This window comes from Candidatus Omnitrophota bacterium, from assembly GCA_023227985.1.
GTDB lineage: Bacteria > Omnitrophota > Gorgyraeia > Gygaellales > Profunditerraquicolaceae > JALOCB01.
The window spans coordinates 1-21638 of sequence record JALOCB010000022.1 but is presented as its reverse complement, the minus strand read 5'-3'; the positions used below and the strand labels follow the sequence as shown (position 1 = coordinate 21638).

Here is a 21638-nt window from a genome sequence, read left to right as displayed (position 1 = left end):
CTAATTATCCCGACATCGCTTTTCAGGCGCTTAAGGCCGACGGAACCAAATGCGAACGCTGTTGGAATTATTCACAGTCCGTAGGACGGGATCCCACGCACAACCGGATATGCGATAAATGCCTGGCGGTTGTGTTGAGCTCGCAAACCCAAGAGACCACCGGAGGAAAAGACATTGAAAAAGAAACTCACTAAGAAAGAGCTCGGCGATTACAAGAAGCTGATTGCTAAAAGAAAAGGCGAGGTTCTGGATAACATCAACCATATTTCCGCGGATACGCTTAAGCAGTCGCAGAAAGACGCCTCCGGCGATATATCGGGTTATACCTATCATATGGCCGATGTGGCCACGGATACATATGATCGCGAGTTCTCCCTGGGCATCGCTTCCAGCGAGCGCGAGCTTATATACGAATTGGAAGACGCGTTAAAGCGCATCGAAGAAGGCACTTATGGCGTTTGCGAAGATTGTAAGGATTGGATCACCAAAACCAGGCTTAAGGCCCTGCCTTATGCCCGTCTTTGCGTAAAGTGCCAGCAAAAAAGAGAAAAAAAATAACCGGCTCTTTTTTGATGATAATAATCATATCTTTAATACTGGTCTTAGACCAGCTATCCAAACTAATAGCCTGTCGCAGCCTTTATTTAAATCAGTCTATCCCTGTAATCAAGAACATTTTCCATATCACCCTGGTGCATAACCGGGGGGCGGCGTTCGGCCTGCTGCGCAACCAGGTTCCGCTTTTGATATGCACCACCTTTTTCGCTATCTGGCTGATCTATGTGAATCTCAGGCATAGCCCGGGAGGGAAAAAGTTTTCCTTATACAGGATATCGCTGGGGTTGGTCCTTGCCGGCGCGCTGGGAAACCTCATCGACCGGATCTTTTACAGTTATGTTATCGATTTCCTGGATTTCCGGATCTGGCCGGTCTTTAATGTCGCGGACAGCGCGATCACTGTGGGCGCGGTATTATTGGGCTGGACATTGTTGAAAGGGCCTAAAACCAAGTAAGATTATGCAAGAATATAATTTGACCGTTCAACCTGAAGACGCGGGCAAAAGGCTGGATATCTTCCTATTGGATTTTTTTCTTGGGGAGAAGCTGGGGTTATCCCGGACAGCCGTGAAGAGCCTTATAGATTCGGGCTGCGTTATTTTATCCGGAGAACCGGCCAAGAAAGCGCATCAGAAAGTAAAGGCCGGGGATGTTTACCTGGTCGCGATAGAAGAAAAAAAGCCTTCCAGCGTTTGCGCGGAAGATATCCCGCTTGAAGTTGTCTATGAGGACAATGACCTGGCGGTCATAAATAAACCCGGCGGGTTAGTGGTGCATCCTGCCCCGGGCAACCGCGAACACACCCTGGTCAACGCCCTGATGCATCGTTTTAAATCCCTTTCGGATATAAACCCGGAAAGGGCGGGCATAGTGCATCGTTTGGATAAAGAGACTTCCGGGCTTTTGGTCATCGCCAAGAATAATGTCAGCCATCTGGGCCTGGCCAAGCAATTTGCCGAGCACAGCATTAAGCGCCGGTACGTAGCCCTGGTAAAAGGGAAGATGGAATTTGAAGAGAACGTAATTGAACTGCCGATAGCCCGGGATCCGCAGCGCAGAGAGGCGATGGCGGTCAATTACGGAAAGAACAGCCGTTATGCCCGGACCCGTTACCGCGCCTTGAAACGGACAAAGGAATACAGCTTCCTTGAACTTGAGCCTTTTACCGGCAGGACGCACCAGTTAAGGGTGCATCTTTCTTATGTCGGGCATCCTATATTGGGCGACCGTAAGTACGGCCGCAACAATGAATTCCCGCGTTTGGCCTTGCACGCCAGGGTTTTAGGGTTTGTCCATCCGGTCAGCGGAAAATCCCTGGAATTCTCCTGCGCTATCCCCGTGGAATTCACCGAATTAATTGAAAAGAAAGAGGTTATTAAAAAAAAGGCTTGATTTTTTAAACCGGAGTGTTATATTAGGTTTTCAAGGGTCGGTAAGCCTTATAAGATTGGGTGTTAAGGCAAATAATATCCGCCCAACCTAATAGCACTCCGCCATAATGGAATGGCGGGTATGTCGCTTCTGCGTCAGTAAGGTTGGTGTTGAGTTCTGGGAATTGACACCCAACCTAATTGGAAAGGTTGGTGTTGAGTTCTGGGAATTGACACCCAACCTAATTGGAAAGGTTGGTGTTGAGTTCGTACTCAAGGAGGCTGAGGAATGGAAGAGAAGAAAAATAACGCGGTTTTTATACTTATTGGTTTAATCGTCATCTCGCTGGCCCTGGCAGGCGGGACATTTTATTCTTTAACCCAGGCTAAAAAGAAGAATTTCGAGCTTGACCAGCAGCTTCAGGAATTGACCGCTAAACATAACTCCACGCTGTTGGATCTGGATGAATCGAGAGTCAAGATCAGCAGCCTGCAGTCAAGCGTCAGAGATGCGGAAATGAGATTAGGGACGATACGAGGCAGCCTGGATAAAGAAAAATCCGAGAAAGAAGCTGCTCTGGCCCAATTGAATCAGATAAAGGCAGACCTGGAAAAAGAATTCGGCGTGAAAGGCGAACTGCAAAAGAAGCTGTCTGACTCAGAAAGCGCGCTGAAGGAAATGGAAGCCAGGGTGGTTGAGATGGATAATCAGCTAAAGAACCTGGAATCGCAGAAAATAGACTTGGAGAAGAAAGTAAAGAATTACGAGGCGAAATTCGGGGATGTGGCCTTAGGGACTATCATAGTCAATCCGGAAGCGAAGGCTTCAAAGAAGTCCGCCGCAGTCAAGTTGGAAGGGCGGGTCCTGGTGGTTAATAAAGATTACAACTTCGCGGTCATAAACCTGGGGGCCAAGGATAAGCTTGCCGCCGGAAGCGTTTTTACGGTATTCCATAATAATAAGAACATCGGCGAGTTAAAGGTCGAGAAGGTTCATGAGGCGATGTCAGCTGCCGGTTTTGGTTCTGACGCGGTAAAAGTAAAGATCGCTGAAGGCGACCGGGTTGAACTAAAAAGCTAAATGCGGCCTTTTAGAATAAGAGGTTTATCCGGGATCCGGGCGGTAAAAGGAAAACTTACATTGCCCGGGGATAAATCCATAGCCCACCGGGCAATAATACTCGGCGCCTTATGCCGGGGCAGGACCGTGGTCCGCAATTTTCCGGCGAATAAAGACTGCCTGGCGACTCTTGAAGTTTTCCGCAGGCTGGGGATAAAGAGCGTCCGCGATTCGAAGCGGAACTGCGTATCAATATACGGCAAAGGACTTTTTGGTTTGAAAAAACCGGAAAGTCCTATTTTTATTGAAGAGTCCGGGACTACTTACCGCCTGCTGCTCGGGGTTTTATCCGGGCAGGATTTCCCTTCTAAGCTTTGCGCCGGCAGATCGCTTTCCCGCAGGCCGATGTTGCGGGTGATCGCGCCGTTGCGCCGAATGTCCGCCCGCTTAGCCGGCTGCGCCTGTCGTGGGGCGAAGGATGAATACCCCCCGGTCAGCGTAAAAGTCGCGAGCCTGAAGCCGATAACTTACAGGATACCTGTTGCCTCGGCCCAGGTAAAATCCGCGCTTCTTATGGCCGGGTTATATGTTAACGGCGTTACCCGCCTGATCGAGCCGGTAAAGACGCGCGATCATACGGAAAAAATGCTTGAATTCTTCAAGGCGGGGATAAAGGTCAAAGGCAGGAATATATCGTTAAAAGGCGCGAAACCGCTGGTTTCTCCGGGAGAGGTGTTCATCCCCGGGGATATATCCTCAGCCGCCTTTTTCATTGTCCTGGCCTCAATACTTCCGGGTTCCCGGGCTATGTTTGAGAAAGTCAGCCTGAATCCGTCGCGGATGGGGATGATCAAGGCCCTGAAAAGGATGGGCGCGGATATCAAGATTTCCCCGGTCAAATGCCGTTATTCAACCGAGCCTATGGGGAATATAACAGTGAAAAGCCGCGTTTTAAAAGGCGCAGTAGTAAAAAAGGAAGAGATCCCGTCTTTAATTGACGAATTGCCGGTCTTAATGGTGGCAGCGGCATTTGCCCGCGGCAAGACCGTATTTACCGGAGTGGAAGAATTGCGGGTTAAAGAGACCGACCGGATAAATTCCATGCTGGTTGGCCTTAAGGCAATGGGAGCGGTATCGCGTTTGGTAAAGAAGGGGCGCAGGGAGGATATAGTCATAATAGGAAAAGGTTGCCTGACCGGCGCCCGCCTGAAGAGCTTTTCCGATCACCGCACCGCTATGAGCGCGGCGGTAGCAGGCCTGGCCGCCAGCGGCCTGACCGAAATAGACGATATGAACTGCGTAAATAAATCTTTCCCCGGCTTTACGGCTGCCCTCAGATCTTTGGTTACCGGTTAAAAGGCATAACATTTTGTTTGACATATATTTTAATCTCTGATAGAATTGACTTTACATATCCGACCAATCTTAATAGCGCTTATTCAAGGAGCCTAATATGATGGGCAAACTCAAAAAGTTAATAGGGAACATTTTTAATTATATCCTGGGCCTTTTGCCTAATGACATCGGCATTGACCTGGGCACCGCCTCTACCCTTATTTATGTTAAAGGAGAAGGCGTTGTCCTGTGCGAGCCGTCGGTAGTCGCGGTGGTCAGGGGCACTTCGCATGTCCTGGCTGTCGGCGAGGAAGCCAAGCGCATGCTTGGCCGAACCCCGGGCAATATCGTGGCAATCAGGCCGATGAAAGACGGCGTGATCGCCGATTTTGAAATAACCGAGACTATGTTGAGGATGTTCATTGAGAAGGTGCATCATCGCCGTTTCCGGGTAAGGCCGAGAATACTTATAGCTATACCTTCGGGCATAACCGAGGTGGAGAAGCGCGCGGTCAAGGAATCGGCCGAGCGCGCCGGTTCGCGCGAGGTCTTTTTGATCGAAGAGCCGATGGCGGCGGCGATCGGCGTGGGCCTGCCCATACAGGAGCCGATAGGCAATATGATAATCGATATCGGAGGCGGGACCACGGAGATCGCGGTCATTTCGCTTGCCGGCATAGTTTTTTCCAAGTCCATACGCATTGGCGGCGACGAGATGGATCAGGCCATAATCGAATACCTGAAAAAAACCTATAACCTGATGATCGGCGAACGTACCGCTGAACAGATAAAGATGAAGATAGGTTCAGCCTATCCTTTGGAAGAAGAGCTGCCTATGGAGGTCAAGGGGCGCGATCTGGTCACCGGATTGCCTAAAGCGGTGACTATCACATCAGAAGAGATCAGGGGCGCTTTGCAGGAGCCTTTGCGCGCGATACTTGAAGCGACCAAGATGTCTTTGGAAAGGACGCCGCCGGAATTATCCGCCGACTTGATCGAGCACGGCATTGTCATGGCCGGAGGCGGTTCGCTCCTGAAAGGCATAGATAAATTGATATCCGAGGAGACCGGGTTGCCGGTGCATGTGGCAGATGACCCGCTTACCGCAGTGGTCTGCGGCACGGGCAAGGTCCTGGATGAGATGCATTACCTTAAACGTGTGACTGTTCCGGTTAAATCCGAACTGCATTTCTAAAAAGATGTGTTTAAAGCCAAAAATAAAAGCATAATCCTCGCGGTAACAGGTATTTCTTTCCTTGTTTTGCTTTCCAGCATTATCCCTTCAGTCAGACGGCCTTTATTGAATGTCCTCGCGTATCCGGTAAGTGTCTTTAGCGCCGTGGGCCGCGAATTGTCCGGGATGGTTTTTTACCACCGGAATATGGTCCAGGCGCAGAGGCTCAGTGCTGAGTTGGATTTTTTGCGCAAGAAGGTATATGATTCCGCCGAGGTTTACCAGGAGAATAAGAGGCTGGAAGAACTGCTGTCGATAAAGCGCAGCCTGGATTATAAAGTGATCGCCGCCCGGGTGATCGGCAGGGACCCGTCTAACTGGTCCTCTTCCATTATCATTAATAAAGGGCTTGATTCCGGGATCCGCAAAGGGTTTGTCTGCATAAATTTCCTGGGCCTGGCCGGCAGGGTGGTGGAGGTCGATTCCAATTACTGCAAGGTAATGCTTCTTACTGATTCGTCCTTGAGCGTTTCAGCGATAGATCAGCGCAGCCGGCAGGAAGGGCTGGTTTGCGGATCGCTGGGGGGCTCTCTTTTGATGAAATACCTGCCTAAGGATTGCGACGTCAAGGTTGGCGATCCGGTGCTTACTTCGGGGCTCACGGATATATACCCGAAAGGCATATTGATCGGCACGGTCACCGATATCAGCCGGGAATATTCCGGCCTGGCCAGTTTCGCGGTGATCAAACCGGCGGTGAATCTGTCTGCTCTGGAAGAAGTGCTGGTGATCATTCCATGAGGAATTTGAGATTTTCGCTGTTGATCCTGGGGCTGGCGTTCATCCAGGTCGGTATCTCGGAGCCTTTGCGCTTATTCGGGGTCAAGCCCGACCTGTTGTTGATCAGCGTGGTCGTCGCCGGGATATATTTTGAATTCGGCTGGGCTTTGTTTTTCAGCCTTTTTGCCGGCATCCTCAAGGATGTCTTTACCGCCGGCAGCTTCGGGATGAGCTCGCTGTTCTTTCCGGTGGTGGCTTTCCTGATCATCCAGCTCAACAAACGCCTGACCATCGAGAATAATACATCCTGCAGCGTGGTCGTTTTTCTATCCTCGATAGTTTATGACGGATTGGTCAGGTTGTTATCGGTGTATATGAACGATCTCGTGTCATATCCGGTATTTTTCCGCGTTTCCATCCTGGGCGCGTTATACACCTCGATTGTTATGTTCGTGCTCTTGCGCCCGATAAAAAAGATAATCCGCAGATTATGAGGATCAAAGTATTTAATTCCCTGGCTATAGTCGTTTTTCTTTTCCTGGCGCTGAGCCTGTTGAACACGCAGGTGGTTCAGGGGCGTAAATACCGGGACCTCAGCGATAAGAATTGTATCAGGCTTATACCTCAGTCAGGCAGCCGGGGCAATATACTGGACCGCAGGGGGAATATTCTGGTCGGCAACAAGATATCTTATGACCTGGTAATCCTGCCTCAGGATGTCCAAGAGCCCGCGGCGACGCTTCTGGCGCTTTCTAAGATCATCGATGTCAGCTTTACCGATCTGAAAAAGCGTTTCCGCTCCGGTTATATCGGGCCGACCGCTCCGGTAACCCTGTTAAGCAATATCGACATTAAGAAGGCTGTGGCGGTGGAGGAGATGAAATTCGACCTTGACGGCGTGATGATCCAGCCCAGCACTTTAAGGGCGTATCCTTACGGCAGGCTTGCCGCGCACGCCATCGGGTATATCAACGAGATCGACCGCTGGCGTTTGACCAAGCTGGCTGATTACGGATATAAGACCCGGGATATGGTCGGGTTTGGAGGGGTTGAGGAAAAATACGATTATTACCTGCGCCAGGAGGACGGCGGTTTGTCGGTAGAGGTCGACCATCGCGGCCGGTTTATGCGCGTGTTAGGATACAGGCCGGGGCAGAGCGGGAAAGACCTGCAGTTGACCCTGGATATCAGGATACAGAAGATAGTAGAGGATAAACTCAGCGGCAGGAAGGGCTGCGTGGTCATAATGGACCCTGACAGCGGCCAGATCTTCGCGCTGGCCAGTTACCCTGACTTTGATCCGAACGTATTCATCCGTAAATCCAAACGCCTTATCGAAGACCTGGTCAGCGATCCCGGCTCGCCGTTTGTGAACCGGGCGATCAGCGGATTGTATCCGGCTGGCTCAACCTTTAAGCCGGCGGTAGCTGCCGCTGGTCTGGATACTCTTAAGATAAACCGGAACACCTCTTTTAAATGCTCGGGTGATATTGAAATAGGGCAACGGCAGTTCAATTGCATGCATGTCCACGGCCAGCAGAACGTGGTCCAGGCGCTGGCGCATTCCTGCAACATCTTTTTTTACCGGACGGGGTTACTTGTCGGGCCGCAGCAGATCCATGATTACGCGGTCCGGCTGGGGCTGTCCGGGCCTACGGGCATTGAGCTTCCTTATGAGTACGGCGGCTTTATACCGGACCCGTTCTGGAAGAAGATCTATCGTTTTCAGAACTGGTATAACGGCGATACCGCGAATCTTTCAATAGGCCAGGGCGAGCTTTTAGTCACTCCGTTGAATATGTGCCGGATGGTCGCGGTCTTTGCCAATAAAGGCAAACTGGTCACGCCTTATCTTATCAAGGCTATAGACGGGCAGGATGTGAGTTCTTCTCACCGGAAGATCTCCTCAGCGCACCTCAAGGCGAATACGGTCAGCATTATCAGGCAGGGGTTAAGGGAAGCGGTCAGCGATCCTTCAGGCACCGCCGGGGCATTGGCGCGCCTTCCGGTGGAGGTTTCCGGCAAGACCGGCACAGCCCAGGCTCCGGGCGGAGCCGCGCATGGATGGTTTATCGGATTCTGGCCTTCTAAACAACCGAAGTATGTTATTTGCGTATTCCTGGAGCGCGCGGGAGCGGGCACCGCATCCGTCGGCCTGTGCGCGGATATAATAAGGTCAATGGCCTTTGAAGGACTGGCAGAAGGAGCGGGATAAGTGAGGAATGTCGGCCTTAAAATATTTATCATCGCGCTGTTGATCTGCATACTGGGAGTGCTTTCGATATACAGCAGCACATACCGCAAGGAAGGCGATCTCTGGCAGAATACCTACCAGAGGCAGATCCTCTGGATAGTCATAGGCATTGTTATTTTTCAGTTGTTCTCGAACCTGAATTACCGCAGGGTCTGGGACGTGACAAATGTTTTATACTGGATTATGGTTGTGCTGTTGGTGCTGGTTTTCGTGTTGGGCATCGTCCGGTTGGGAGCGCAGCGTTGGTTGAGGTTCGCCTGGTTCAACTTTCAGCCGTCAGAGGCAGCAAAACTGGTTATGGTGATCTTCCTGTCCAGGTATTTTAGCGCGAAATCAGTGGATGATATCGCCCTGAAAGCAGGGAGCTTCGGTTTATTCCGGGCGTTGATATTGCCGTTCATTTTTGTGGCCATACCGGTGTGTTTTATAATCGAGCAGCCGGATCTGGGCAGCGGGGCAATGGTTTTCCTGATATTCTTGGGAATGCTTTTCTTGAGCAAGATCCGGGTGAAGTACGCGTTCATGCTTCTGGCAATACTGGCCTTTGCCGCGCCGGTTGTCTGGAACCATATGAGGGACTATCAGAAGGAAAGGGTGATGGTTTTCTTGAATCCCAACATTGACCCTCTGGGAGCCGGATATACCATTATTCAGGCGAAGATCGCCATAGGCTCAGGGGGATTTTTTGGGAAAGGTTGGCTTTCCGGGACGCAGAGCCAGTTGCGCTTCCTGCCGGAGGCGCATACGGATTTTGTCTTTTCGACATTCACCGAGGAATGGGGATTTTTGGGAGGGATGGTCCTGATATTCCTGTATTACCTTTTGATCCGGCAGGCTATTGTCATCGCGGAGAAGACCAGCGATCATTTCGGCCGGCTATTGTCTTTGGGTATCGCGCTTATGCTGGGGATGCAGATAGCGGTCAATATCGCTATGAACCTGGGGCTTGCGCCGGTTGTGGGCATACCGCTTCCGCTGATGAGCTACGGCGGGTCGTCGGTCATCGTGACGTTTGCCGCCCTTGGTATGCTGGCGAATATAAACAAGACAAGAGCAGTATTTTGATCGCGGCGTCTTGCCCTGTTTGTTTTGTGGCTTTGCTTCGCGCACTGTGAGATTCTTTGCCAATGCCTCTGGCGGTTTTTTCGCTCAGGGTCGATTTTCCGCCGTAGGCGGACGCCAAAGGTCTTTCGCATTTTCGGCAGCTGCAGAACTCGTCGCATTTGTTCTGACAAATGCTCCTTAACAGCTTCGCTGTCCCGGTGTTGTCGCTATCGCTCCACCGGGATTTCCGAAAATACTCAAGCTCCTTTGGCTAAAATCTCCATTCGCTCAAAATACCGCCAGAGGACATTTAGAGAATATACTTGAAACAAGCCTCGTCACCTGCGGTTGCTAATAAGCCAAGGTTAGTTGTTCATAAGGGTGAGAGAAAAATGAAAAAGGTCGATTCAAATGAATGCATAGTCTGTTATTTGGATATTCTTGGTTACTCGGATTTTATAAAAAACAGAGTGATGTCTCCCCAAGAATGCTATAAAAAAATTTCTAATATTCTAAAACAAAGTTTGTTAGCAGCAAAAGAAAAACCGCCGGGAGATTTAAATAAGCTTAAAAAGGCAATCAGTTTTATAATGTTAAGCGACTCTATAATTATTACATTTGATCTCAAACAGTTTAACAACGGCAATTACTTTGGGCTTCCCAAGGATAATAGAATTAGAGTTGTAAAAAAGCAATTCTTTATTTTAGTTTCAAGATTTTTGTTGAAGTTCATGTTAAGTTTTAAGTTATTGGTAAGAGGCGGAATAGCAACGGGATCGTACTTTCAAAGGCCTTATATAAATAAATCAGGACTGTTCATATATAGCAATGCATATATAACCGCAGTGGAGTTGGAGGAGAGGGTAGCTTCTTCCCCGAGGATTTTAATTGAAAACAAGTTAGCAATGGATATTATAAGGTTAGATCACAATCAGATAATTATTAATCAAGATAAGGATGGTTTATGGTTTTTTAATATTTATTTTCCTTTGTTTTCTATGAGCAAGAAAGAAGGCAAGCGTTTAACAAATAAAATTGGTACGTTCATAATAAATTCGATAGAATATTTTGAGAAAAAAACAAGTTCTTTAAAAACCCTAAAAATACTACAAAAGTATTATTGGCTAAATAATTATCACAAAGAAAAACTAAAAGAGCTTGTAATAAGATGGCAATCTATGCCTCTTAAGCCTAAGAGTCAGAGCTGAGTATGATACCTGGTGAATTTTTACTGTAATCGCGAAAGCCGCCAGAGTACATCGGCGATAATAAAAAGGAAAAATGGAAGAATTTCTATTAGGGTTGCAGAAGCCTGCCAGGTATATCGGGCAGGAATGGAATGTGTCGAAGAAGGATATAGATAAGGCGGCGGTGAAGTTCGCTTTGTCGTTCCCGGATATGTATGAGCTGGGGATGAGTAACTTGGGGCTGCGTATACTTTATTCTTTGTTGAATAAGATCGATGATGTTGTTTGCGAGCGGGTCTTCGCGCCTGCAGGCGATATGGAGAAGATCCTCCGGGATAACCGCCTTAAATTGCCTTCTCTGGAATCCGGCAAGCCGCTGAATGAGTTCGATCTGCTTGGTTTTTCTCTGGGCTATGAGTTGGGGTACACGAATGTTTTGAATATACTGGACCTGGCTGGAATATCCTTGAAGAGTAAGGATAGGGGCAAGGATGACCCTCTGGTCATCGGCGGCGGGCCTTGCGTGATGAATCCCGAGCCGATGCATGAATTCTTCGACCTTTTTGTTTTCGGCGAAGGGGAAGATGTCGTTTTAGAGATCATTGATCTTTACCGCCGGCGCAAGGATGAGTTTAAGTCCGGAAGGCTCGGCCGTTTGGACCTGTTGAAGATTTTCGCCGCTGTTTCCGGGGTATATGTGCCTATTCTGGGAGTACCGCAGAAAGTGCAGAAAAGATTTGTGGCTGACCTGGATAAAGCGCATTTTCCGGATAAATGGATGGTGCCGTATATCCAGGTGACCCATGACCGGATCACTATGGAGGTAATGCGCGGCTGCCCGAACCGCTGCCGTTTTTGCCAGGCCAGGAGCCAGTATTTCCCTTTGCGCCTGCGCAAACCCCAGACTATCCTGGAACAGAGCAAATGCCTTTATAGCTCTTCCGGCTATGAAGAGATATCTTTGACCGGCTTGTCGGTAAGCGATCATCCCGGCCTGGGCGAGATATTGCCGGAAATGGTCAGCTTCTTCAAGGAAAAAGGGGTGAGCCTTTCTTTGCCTTCGATGAAACCCAAGACGTCTTTAGGCCAGGTGGCGGAATTGCTCGCCAGCATTAAAAAGAGCGGCTTGACCTTTGCCCCGGAATCAGCCAGCCCTAAATTGCGCGAGGCCCTGGGTAAGGATTTTAACGAAGACGATTTTTTTAAGACTTTGGAGGGATCTTTCCGGGCCGGCTATCAGCACGTAAAGCTTTATTTTATGGTCGGGCTTCCCGGGGAGCAGGAGCCGGACTTGGACAGGATACTGGATTTCAGCGCCAGGGTTTCGGAGCTTTCCCGGAAAGTAAGCGGCCGGCCTGCCCAGGTGAACGTAAGCATCAATACCCTGATACCCAAGCCGCATACCTGCTTTCAGTGGTTTGCCATGCTCGGGCTTGAGCAGATGAAGGCCAAGCAGGACTATTTGCGCGGACATTTAAGGAACAGGCGGATAAAACTTTCTTTTCACAACCGTTTTATGAGTTTTATGGAAGGGGTTCTTTCCCGAGGAGACAGGCGGTTAAGCAGCGTGATCCTGTCCGCCTTCAAAAAAGGGGCCAGGTTTGACGGCTGGGACGAGCATTTTGATTTTCAACGCTGGATGGATTCTTTCAGCGAATGCGGGATAGACCCCAATGAATACCTTAAGGAGTTTTCCGCGAATAAGCCATTGGCCTGGGGGTTCCTTGACCCCGGTATCGATCAGGATTTCCTGTCGGCAGGATACGAAGATATAAAGAGCATCCTGTAAACGCCCGCCCTAAAAACTGTTGCCATACCGGCGGTTACAAGGTATAATTTGTCTGTTAATTGTCTTAATATAAGGATAAATTACTATGCCGTTAAAAAAGGTAATAAATAAACACATCGGCGAATTGCTTATCGATATGGGGGTCCTCGACCGGCCGCATCTGGATAAGGCTTTAGCCGTCCAGGAGGGGAAGCCGAACCGGCTTTTGGGTGAGATACTCCTGGAAATGGGCTGCGCCAAAGAAGAGGATATCGCCCAGGCCTTGACCGTGCAATACGGGTTCCCTTATCTGCCTTTGGGCAGTTACGAGATCAATCCCGAGATCACCGGTATAATACCGCGCAGCCTCGCCGAGAAATACGCGTTCATCCCCATTGACAAAATAGGCAACAGCCTTACTCTGGTGATGTACAACCCTTTGCTTGAAAAAGCGGTTGAAGAAGCGGAAAGGATATCCGGCTGCAATGTCCAGGTGTTTGTCTCCACCTTATCGGATATCCGCAAGGCAATAGTAAAATACTATAAATAATGGTTTCTTTAAAAGACCGCCTGACCGAGATCCTGATCAAGAACCGTATTATCAGCCAGGTCCAGCTTGATGAGGCCATCGAGGTCCAGACAAAAAAAGGCGGAAGACTCAGCGATATCATTATTGACCTGAAAATGGTCAAGGAGAGCGACCTAAACCTTTCTTTGAGCGAGGGCTTAAGCCTGCCGCTGATCGACTTGAAACGTTTCCGGATGGACCCGGAGATAATCAAGATAATCCCCGCTAATATCGCCCGCGCTTACCAGATCATCCCCATATCTAAAATAGGCGACTCGATCACCCTGGCTATGGCCGACCCTTTGAATATATTCGCCATTGACCACGTGGAGGCGCTTACCGGTTACAAGATAAACCCGATCATTTCTTCCAGCCTGGATATAATCGCCGCCATTGATATGGCTTACCCGGACAGTACCAAGGATATCATCGGCGATATGGTCAAGGAGATGTCCGTTTCGTCCATCGAGCTGGTCAAGGAAGAAAAGGAAAAATCCCTTTCGGATATGGAACTGGGCGCTGTGAGCCAGGAAGCGCCGGTGATCAAGATCACCGACCTTATCCTGGAAGACGGGGTGAAGAGGCGCGCCTCGGACATACTGATCGAGCCTTTTGAAAAAAAGGTACGGGTGCGTTTCCGCATAGACGGAATGCTCCTGGAGACCCAGAACCCGCCGAAGAACCTGCACTCGTCCATAGTTTCCCGCTTAAAAGTAATGTCAATGTTGAATATAGCCGAGCACCGCCTGCCTCAGGACGGAAGGTTCAAGGCCAAACTTCAGCGTAAAGAGGTGGATTTCCGCGTCTCCATACTTCCTTCGAGCTTCGGTGAAAAAGTCGCTATCCGCATATTGGATAAGACTCAGGCTACGTTGGACATAGACAAACTCGGTTTTAGCAAAGAGGTGACCGATCCTTTGCGCAGGCTTTCAAAACTGCCGCACGGGATGATCCTGGTTTGCGGGCCCACAGGCTCGGGAAAAACCACCACGCTTTATTCAATGGTAAAGTTGGTGGATACCTCGGAAAAGAACATAGTCACCGTGGAAGACCCGGTGGAATACCAGTTGGAAGGGATTAATCAGGTAAATGTAAGGCAGGATGTCGGATTGACCTTTGCCAGCGCTTTAAGGGCGATATTAAGGCAGGACCCGAATATAATAATGATCGGGGAGATCCGCGACCTGGAGACCGTGGATATCGCCATAAAAAGCGCGCTGACCGGTCATCTGGTTTTTTCCACGCTGCATACGACCACAGCCTGCGGTTCGATAGTAAGGCTGGTGAATATGGGCATAGAGCCGTATATGATCAATTCATCGCTGGTCTGCGTGGTCGCCCAGAGGCTTCTGCGCAAGGTCTGTACTCACTGCAAAGAGGAATATACATTAAGCTCTGAAATGATCGAAAACATGAAGTTGGCCCTGCCTGATCCCAAGAAAGCGAAGTTCTTCAGGGGCAAAGGATGCAGCCACTGCCTGAACCTTGGTTACAGCGGCAGGGTGGGCATCGCCGAGGTTTTGATCCTTTCGGCATCGATCAGGGAAATGATCCTTAAAGGCGCCCAGGAGCATATGATCAAGCGCCAGGCGCGTAAAGAGGGAATGAATACCTTGCGCGAAGACGGCTTGCGCGCGGCCCTGGCGGGTCAGACCACATTGGAAGAGGTATTGCGCGTCACCGCCCGAGATGAGTAGGAGTAGGGGACGGTTCCTTGTCTCCTAATTATTTGCAGCACAAGATGTTATGATGAGGCATTTGTCAAGAATTTTGGCAATGAGACCATACGTATCTTGTTGTTAAACAGGCGGTTGCGATACGAGGAACCGTCCCCTAAGTATGAGATCGCTTAAAGAAAATCTTATTGAACTGTTGCTGAAGAATAAACTGATCACCTCGGACAAGCTGGAAAAGATGCTCCAGGCGCAGAAGGCCAAGGGCGTTTCTTTACGGCGAATGCTTATCGACGAGAAGATCGTCTGTGAGGATGATCTGATGGCTTTATTGTCCAGCCGCCTTTATATCCCCACGCTCCATCTTATCAAGTATAAATTCGCCTCTGAGATCACGCATCTTATCCCGGAACATATGGCCAGGCAGTATAATATTATCGCGCTTTCCAAGATTGGCAATACCCTGACCGTGGCTATGTCAGACCCGTTGAATATATTCGCTTTGGATGACGTTAAAGTGGTCACCGGATGCGAAATAGATATTGTCCTCTGCTCTGAAGACGAGATAAAAAAGGCCATCGACAGCCAGTATCGCGGCCAGGTCCAGGATATGGAAGAGCTATTAAAGTCTGAAGACTCTTTGCCATCCGCAACCGCCAAGCAGCAGGATGTGGAGCTTTTGAAGACAGAAGAGATCGACCTTTCCAGCGTTCTTAAAGAGAGCGAAAAACCGACCATTGTCAAGCTGGTTGACCTGATACTCACTGAGGCGCTTAAAAGGCGTGCGTCGGATATACATATCGAGCCGGAGGTGGATGTTTTGCGGATCAGGTACCGTATTGACGGCGCTTTGCACGATGTCATAAACCTGCCTAAAAAGAACCAGAACGCGGTGATCGCCAGGCTGAAGATAATCTCCAACCTTAATATCACCGAGAACCGCATCCCTTTGGACGGCAGGTTCAGGGTGAAGTTCGAAAGCAAGGAGATAGATTTCCGCGTTTCCAGTCTTCCCACTACTTTCGGCCAGAAATTCGTCCTGCGCATCCTGGATAAGGGCAGCCTGGCTTTAGGCCTGGACAAGTTAGGGTTTTCCGATTATCCGTATAAAGTATTCAAAGAGGCGATCGCCCGTCCTTTCGGGATGCTTTTGGTTACCGGGCCTACGGGCTCGGGGAAGTCCACTACCCTGTATTCCGTGCTCAGCCAGCTGAACACCCCGGAGAAGAATATCGTAACCATAGAAGACCCGGTGGAATACCAGATCGAGGGGATCACCCAGATGCAGGTGAAATCGGATATCGGACTGGATTTCGCTTCCGGCCTGCGCTCGGTATTGCGCCAGAGCCCTGATGTTATAATGATCGGGGAGATCCGCGACTCGGAAACAGCGGATATCGCCATAAAGGCCTCTTTGACCGGACAATTGTTCTTCTCGACCCTGCATACCAATGACGCGCTTACCAGTATCACCAGGCTTATGGATATGGGGGTGGAACCGTTCCTGGTGGCTACCAGCCTGGTTATGGTCTGCGCCCAGAGGCTTTGCCGCAAGATCTGCCTTAAATGCAAACAACCGGTGAAAATCCCTGCGGAATACCTTAAGACAATCGGCTTCCCCGGCAATGCGGAATTCTATAAGGCCGAAGGATGTAAGTATTGCAATAACACCGGGTTTCATGGTAGAATAGCTATTCTGGAAGCGGTTCTCATCGATGATACTATCCGCGAGATGATAATTAACAAGAAATCATTGGACCAGATCAAGGAATATTGCCAAAAAGAGCTGGGGATGCAGACTCTGCGCGATGACGCGTTCAATAAGGTAAAGCAGGGGTTGACCACGCTCGATGAGGCTATAAGGATAACTACAGAGGAATAACCTTAATGGATACGCTTAACCGGATTCTTTTGTTCATTGATAATGAAGAGCTTATCCGGACTATGACCGAGCGTTTGATCATCGAAGGCGGTTATTCGGTGGTCCTGGAATCAACGCTTTCCTCGGCCGTAGCCAGTTTCAAGGAAAATGGCTTTGATATGGTCATTTGTAAGTTCGACAAGCAGCCTGATTCCGAGGGGGTCCGGTTGACCAAATCGCTCAGGGAAATTAATCCCGAATGCATAATCGTAGGGGTGCTGGACAAAGATGACCCGGAATTGGCCAAGCGGGCCGGTTCTATGGGGATATATGAATTCATCAGCCGGCCGTTTAACTGGGAAAAGATATTTTTCATTATCCGCAAGGCGGTAGAGCTGCATGCCATACTGGCCGCCCAACGCAAGGGCAACGCCATACTTAAAGAGCAGAATAATTCCCTGCAGAAACAGAACATACTTTTGGCCAAGCGGATCGAGGAATCGACCAAAAACCTCGCCCGGCTTTATGAGGACCTGCGCTCGACATATATGCGCACTATCCGGGCACTGGCCCAGGCGATCGACGCGCGGGACCATTATACGCACAGCCATTCCGAGAACGTGGCTAAATACGCGGTGGCCATAGCCAGGAATATGGGTTTAAGCATCAAAGAGAACGAATTGATCCGGGACGCTGCGGCCTTGCACGACCTGGGCAAGATCGGCATATCCGATTCCATACTGCTCAAGCCCGGAGGGCTTACCCCGGAAGAGTGGGAGACTATCCGAAAACATCCGGAAACAGGCGCGCAGATACTGGAGCCTTTGACTTTCCTGAGCGATGTGATCGAGCTGGTCCGCCAGCATCATGAGCATTTCAACGGTTCAGGTTATCCTAAAGGGCTTCAGGGGGACAACATACACATAGGCGCCCGGATAATCCATCTGGCGGACGCCTATGAGGCGATGACCTCGGCCCGTTCATATAGGAAAGTGCCTTTATCCCCGGAACAGGCAATAGCGGAAGTTGAGCGCAATGCCGGCATACAATTCGATCCGGACGTGGTTGACGCGTTCCTGAGTATTGCCAGCGAGCTGTAAGAAAGGTTGCCCTAACTATGCCTTCTTTTCAATACGTAGCTAAAGATTATAACGGCAGGCCGGTTGTTGGCGTGGTTGACGCGCCTAATGATGCTGAAGCCGCCAATATCCTTCATAACAAGTCTTATACCGTAGTATCCGTTAAAGAGGTCAAGGCAAAAGCGTTCAAGATGGACCAGGCCAAGATCAAGATGGAAGACCTGGTGGTGTTCTCGCGCCAGCTGGCCACTATGATCGATGCCGGCATCCCGCTGGTCCAGGCCCTGGGCATACTCGGCGAGCAGGTCGATAATAAAAGCCTTAAAGCAGTTGTTATGACGGTACGCCAGGATATCGAAGCAGGGATGAGCTTCTGCGACGCGCTCTCCAAACATCCCACGGTCTTCTCCGAGCTCTTCATAAATATGAGCCGGGCGGGCGAGGCCTCAGGCATGCTCGATGAGATACTGGACCGGCTCGCGTCTTACCTGGAAAAGACCGCTTCTTTGCAGCGCAAGATTAACTCCAGCCTGGTCTATCCGGAGGTTGTCATATGCATGGCTTTATTGATTACTGCCGTGCTTCTGATCAAGGTTGTCCCAACGTTCAAGGGAATCTTTGATATGCTGGGAGGCAAGCTGCCTTTGCCGACCCAGATACTGATAATGGTCAGCGAGCTGGTGAGGAAGAATTTTATATACGGCGCGGTTGTCCTGGCGGTTGTCGCGTTCGCTTTCAAAAAATATATCAGTACGCCCAAAGGCAAATACAATTTCGATAAAACCCTGCTCAAGCTTCCGGTGCTGGGCGTTTTGTTCCAGAAAGTTGCGGTAGCCAAATTCTCCCGGACGTTCTCCACGCTGGTAAAAAGCGGCGTGGCCGTCCTGAACGCCCTGGACATCGTGGGCAAGACCTCCGGCAATAAAGTGGTGGAGGAGGCGGTGGCGAACTGCCGGATCGCGGTGCGCGACGGCGAGCCTATTGCCACGCCCCTGGCCAAAAGCCAGGTCTTCCCGCCCATAGTCACCAGAATGATCGGGGTGGGGGAGCAGACCGGGCAGTTGGAAAAGATGCTGACCAAGATCGCGGATTTCTACGACGACCAGGTGGACGCCGCGGTGGCCGGGATGACCAGCCTGATCGAGCCTCTGGTCATCGCTTTCCTGGGGGTTGTCATCGGAGGGATCGTCATCGCGCTCTTCCTGCCGATATTCAAGATCACCGAGTTGATCGCCAAATAACCGCGGGTTTGCGGCCTGAAAAATAATTAAAAAAAGGCTTGCATTATTTTTTGATATCAGGTATACTTACTTCTCCGTAGGTGATTCGGGACTGATCCCGTCGCGGAAAAAAATATCAAAAAAAGTCCTTGACAATTTTAGAGCTCAGTGGTATAGTTACTCTTCCTTGCACAATTCTAAAGAGAGGTCTGAAACGGCCCTGTGAAGAATAAGAAAAGAGGGACTGAAAATTTCGAGCAGTAAAGTCTTACCGACGTAAGACGCCAAATAGATTTCGAACGGCGTCCCGCAAAGTCGGGACGCCGTTTTTCTTTGCCCAGATATATAATACCGGGCAAGGACCCCGCGGCGAAAGCCAGGGGTTACATCAGTTCTTTGATAATTAAATAGCCAAGCTTAAAAACATGAGGTTTTAAGAAAAAGTAAATAAGAGCCTTTATACAAACTTTTATCTTTTGGAGAGTTTGATCCTGGCTCAGAGTGAACGCTGGCGGCGTGGATTAGGCATGCAAGTCGAGCGATATTATTTACGGAGAGGTTGAAGCCGCAAGGCAGATGCCAATTCGTTTTTAATATAGCGGCAAACGGGTGCGTAATGCGTGAGTAACCTACCTATATGTCAAGTATAACCTCGCGAAAGTAAGGGTAATACTGGATGTGTCCATTCCCTCATAAGGGGGGACGGGTAAAGGTCCCGCAAGGGATTGCATATAGATGGGCTCACGTTCTATCAGCTAGTTGGTAGGGTAACGGCCTACCAAGGCTTTTGACGGATAGGTGGCCTTAGAGGGTGGTCACCCACACGGGGACTGAGACACTGCCCCGACTCCTACGGGAGGCTGCAGTCGAGAATATTTAGCAATGGACGAAAGTCTGACTATGCGACGCCGCGTGAGGGATGAAGTATTTCGGTATGTAAACCTCTTTCGATGGGGAAGAAACTACCTATAGTAATATAGGAACTGACGGTACCCAGAGAAGAAGCCATGGCCAACTCCGTGCCAGCAGCCGCGGTAATACGGGGATGGCGAGCGTTACTCGGATTTACTGGGTGTAAAGGGCAGGTAGGTGGCTCTGTAAGTTGAAGGTGAAATGCTCTGACTCAATCAGAGAACTGCCTTCAAAACTACATTGCTTGAGGATTGGAGAGGAGAGCGGAATTCCAGGTGTAAGGGTGAAATCTGTAGATATCTGGAGGAACACCAGTGGCGAAAGCGGCTCTCTGGCCAATATCTGACACTAAGCTGCGAAAGCTAGGGGAGCAAACAGGATTAGATACCCTGGTAGTCCTAGCCGTAAACGATGAGTACTAGGTGTTGGGGGTTAAACCCTCAGCGCCGTAAGGTAACCTGTTAAGTACTCCACCTGAAGACTACGACCGCAAGGTTAAAACTCAAAGGAATTGACGGGGGCCCGCACAAGCGGTGGAACATGTGGTTCAATTCGATGCTACGCGAAGAACCTCACCAAGGCTTGACATGCAGGAAGTAAGAAGCTGAAAGGTGGATGACCTGTCAAATCAGGAGCCTGCACAGGTGCTACATGGCTGTCGTCAGCTCGTGCCGTGAGGTGTTGGGTTAAGTCCCGCAACGAGCGTAACCCTCATTTTTAGTTGCCACTTTCAAAGCCGCAAGGCCGAGAAAAGCACTCTAAAGAGACTGCTCGCGATAAGCGAGAGGAAGGTGGGGATGACGTCAAGTCCGTACGGCCTGTATGCCTTGGGCTACACACGTGTTACAATGCCTACTACAAAGCGTTGCCAAACCGCGAGGTGGAGCTAATCGCAAAAAAGTAGGCCCAGTTCAGATTGGAGTCTGCAACTCGACTCCATGAAGCCGGAATCGCTAGTAATGGCGGATCAGCTACGCCGCCGTGAATACGTTCCCGGGCCTTGTACACACCGCCCGTCAAGCGATGGGAGCTGAGGGTACCTGAAATCTTCAAGCAATTGAGGATGAAGGTAAAATCAGTGACTGGCGCTAAGTCGTAACAAGGTAGCCGTACCGGAAGGTGCGGCTGGATCACCTCCTTTCTAAAAATTTCCCTGACCTCGGAGATTTTTAGTTTCGCTCGGAAGGCGTGGTTCCTTTAAAAAGAACCAATATGCTACGAGTGTAAATGCCGTGCGCCGCATGGCGCTCAGGTTTGGCTATTTAATTTAAATTCTGGTAAGGATCGCTTTACACAGAAATCCGTTGCTATGGGTAAGTTATATCAAAAACGGGCCCATAGCTCAGTTGGTTAGAGCACAGCCCTGATAAGACTGGGGTCAGTGGTTCGAATCCACTTGGGCCCATATTTTTTAAAAAGCACCGGCCCGTGGCAGTTGAATCAGTGAATCCTGTAGGCTTTGGGGGCGTAGCTCAGCTGGGAGAGCATCTGCTTTGCAAGCAGGGGGTCGCCAGTTCAACTCTGGTCGCCTCCACCAAATTTTGCGACAAGCAAAAATGGGGCGCCACTTCGGATAATATCCTTACTATAGCGTAAATTACTCGCTCTTTTGTCTCGGTTGAAGCTATCTTCAATTTCAGCCGGCAACTGCGCATTACGCTCTTTGACAACTACAAGATATAAGGTAGAACTACAATTTAATCGAGAAAGTTATCTGATCAAGCTACGAAGTGTCTATGCACGGATGACTAGGTTAGGTGAGGCGATGAAGGACGGGGTAAGCACCGATTGCCTC

At 49.8% G+C, this 21638-nt stretch carries 18 protein-coding genes, 2 tRNA genes and 1 rRNA gene; all 21 read left to right on the top strand.

The window, feature by feature from the left end; all coding sequences use genetic code 11:
- The coding region (locus M0R35_05620) for a hypothetical protein (protein ID MCK9595138.1) at nt 1–194 on the top strand (194 nt) is incomplete at its 5' end.
- A complete protein-coding gene (locus M0R35_05615) occupies nt 175–558 on the top strand; it encodes a TraR/DksA family transcriptional regulator (GenBank protein ID MCK9595137.1) in 384 nt (127 codons plus the stop codon). The genes M0R35_05620 and M0R35_05615, both read left to right, overlap by 20 nt.
- A 14-nt stretch (nt 559–572) precedes the next feature.
- Nucleotides 573–1013 carry a signal peptidase II gene (gene lspA, locus M0R35_05610; GenBank protein MCK9595136.1) on the top strand — a complete coding sequence of 147 codons (441 nt, stop codon included), beginning with the start codon at nt 573–575 and terminating at the stop codon, nt 1011–1013.
- Nucleotides 1014–1017: 4 nt separating this feature from the next.
- Entirely contained in the window at nt 1018–1950 is a 933-nt protein-coding gene (locus M0R35_05605; protein MCK9595135.1) for an RluA family pseudouridine synthase, read from the top strand.
- Between the two features lie 267 nt (nt 1951–2217).
- Nucleotides 2218–3009, top strand: coding sequence for a hypothetical protein (locus M0R35_05600; protein ID MCK9595134.1), 792 nt, complete (start codon nt 2218–2220; stop codon nt 3007–3009).
- Complete coding sequence (gene aroA / locus M0R35_05595) at nt 3010–4344, top strand: 3-phosphoshikimate 1-carboxyvinyltransferase (GenBank protein ID MCK9595133.1); 1335 nt, start codon at nt 3010–3012, stop codon at nt 4342–4344.
- A 100-nt stretch (nt 4345–4444) separates the two neighbouring features.
- Nucleotides 4445–5518: a rod shape-determining protein gene (locus M0R35_05590; GenBank protein MCK9595132.1), complete on the top strand. Its 1074-nt coding sequence runs from the start codon at nt 4445–4447 to the stop codon at nt 5516–5518.
- Between the two features lie 6 nt (nt 5519–5524).
- On the top strand, nt 5525–6298 hold the full coding sequence (mreC, locus tag M0R35_05585; protein ID MCK9595131.1) for a rod shape-determining protein MreC: 774 nt from the start codon (nt 5525–5527) through the stop codon (nt 6296–6298).
- Nucleotides 6295–6771 (top strand): rod shape-determining protein MreD, encoded by a 477-nt coding sequence (mreD, locus tag M0R35_05580; GenBank protein ID MCK9595130.1) that lies wholly within the window; start codon nt 6295–6297, stop codon nt 6769–6771. Before mreC ends, mreD begins: the two co-directional genes overlap by 4 nt.
- On the top strand, nt 6768–8492 hold the full coding sequence (mrdA, locus tag M0R35_05575; GenBank protein ID MCK9595129.1) for a penicillin-binding protein 2: 1725 nt from the start codon (nt 6768–6770) through the stop codon (nt 8490–8492). Before mreD ends, mrdA begins: the two co-directional genes overlap by 4 nt.
- The gene (rodA, locus tag M0R35_05570) at nt 8493–9596 is read left to right on the top strand and encodes a rod shape-determining protein RodA (protein MCK9595128.1); all 1104 of its coding nucleotides are present in this window, start codon (nt 8493–8495) and stop codon (nt 9594–9596) included.
- 371 nt (nt 9597–9967) lie between these two features.
- Complete coding sequence (locus tag M0R35_05565; GenBank protein MCK9595127.1) at nt 9968–10783, top strand: hypothetical protein; 816 nt, start codon at nt 9968–9970, stop codon at nt 10781–10783.
- A gap of 73 nt (nt 10784–10856) precedes the next feature.
- Entirely contained in the window at nt 10857–12551 is a 1695-nt protein-coding gene (locus M0R35_05560) for a TIGR03960 family B12-binding radical SAM protein (protein ID MCK9595126.1), read from the top strand.
- A gap of 85 nt (nt 12552–12636) precedes the next feature.
- Entirely contained in the window at nt 12637–13080 is a 444-nt protein-coding gene (locus M0R35_05555; protein MCK9595125.1) for a hypothetical protein, read from the top strand.
- On the top strand, nt 13080–14795 hold the full coding sequence (gene tadA, locus M0R35_05550) for a Flp pilus assembly complex ATPase component TadA (GenBank protein MCK9595124.1): 1716 nt from the start codon (nt 13080–13082) through the stop codon (nt 14793–14795). The genes M0R35_05555 and tadA overlap by 1 nt, the downstream gene beginning before the upstream one ends.
- Nucleotides 14796–14937: 142 nt before the next feature.
- The gene (locus M0R35_05545; GenBank protein MCK9595123.1) at nt 14938–16653 is read left to right on the top strand and encodes a GspE/PulE family protein; all 1716 of its coding nucleotides are present in this window, start codon (nt 14938–14940) and stop codon (nt 16651–16653) included.
- 5 nt (nt 16654–16658) lie between these two features.
- Nucleotides 16659–17732, top strand: coding sequence for an HD domain-containing protein (locus M0R35_05540; protein ID MCK9595122.1), 1074 nt, complete (start codon nt 16659–16661; stop codon nt 17730–17732).
- A 17-nt stretch (nt 17733–17749) separates the two neighbouring features.
- Complete coding sequence (locus tag M0R35_05535) at nt 17750–18952, top strand: type II secretion system F family protein (protein MCK9595121.1); 1203 nt, start codon at nt 17750–17752, stop codon at nt 18950–18952.
- A gap of 452 nt (nt 18953–19404) precedes the next feature.
- A 16S ribosomal RNA gene (locus tag M0R35_05530) occupies nt 19405–20984 on the top strand.
- A 190-nt stretch (nt 20985–21174) separates the two neighbouring features.
- A tRNA-Ile gene (locus M0R35_05525) sits at nt 21175–21248 on the top strand.
- Between the two features lie 56 nt (nt 21249–21304).
- Nucleotides 21305–21380: transfer RNA gene (locus M0R35_05520), tRNA-Ala, on the top strand.
- The last annotated feature ends 258 nt before the right edge of the window (nt 21381–21638 follow it).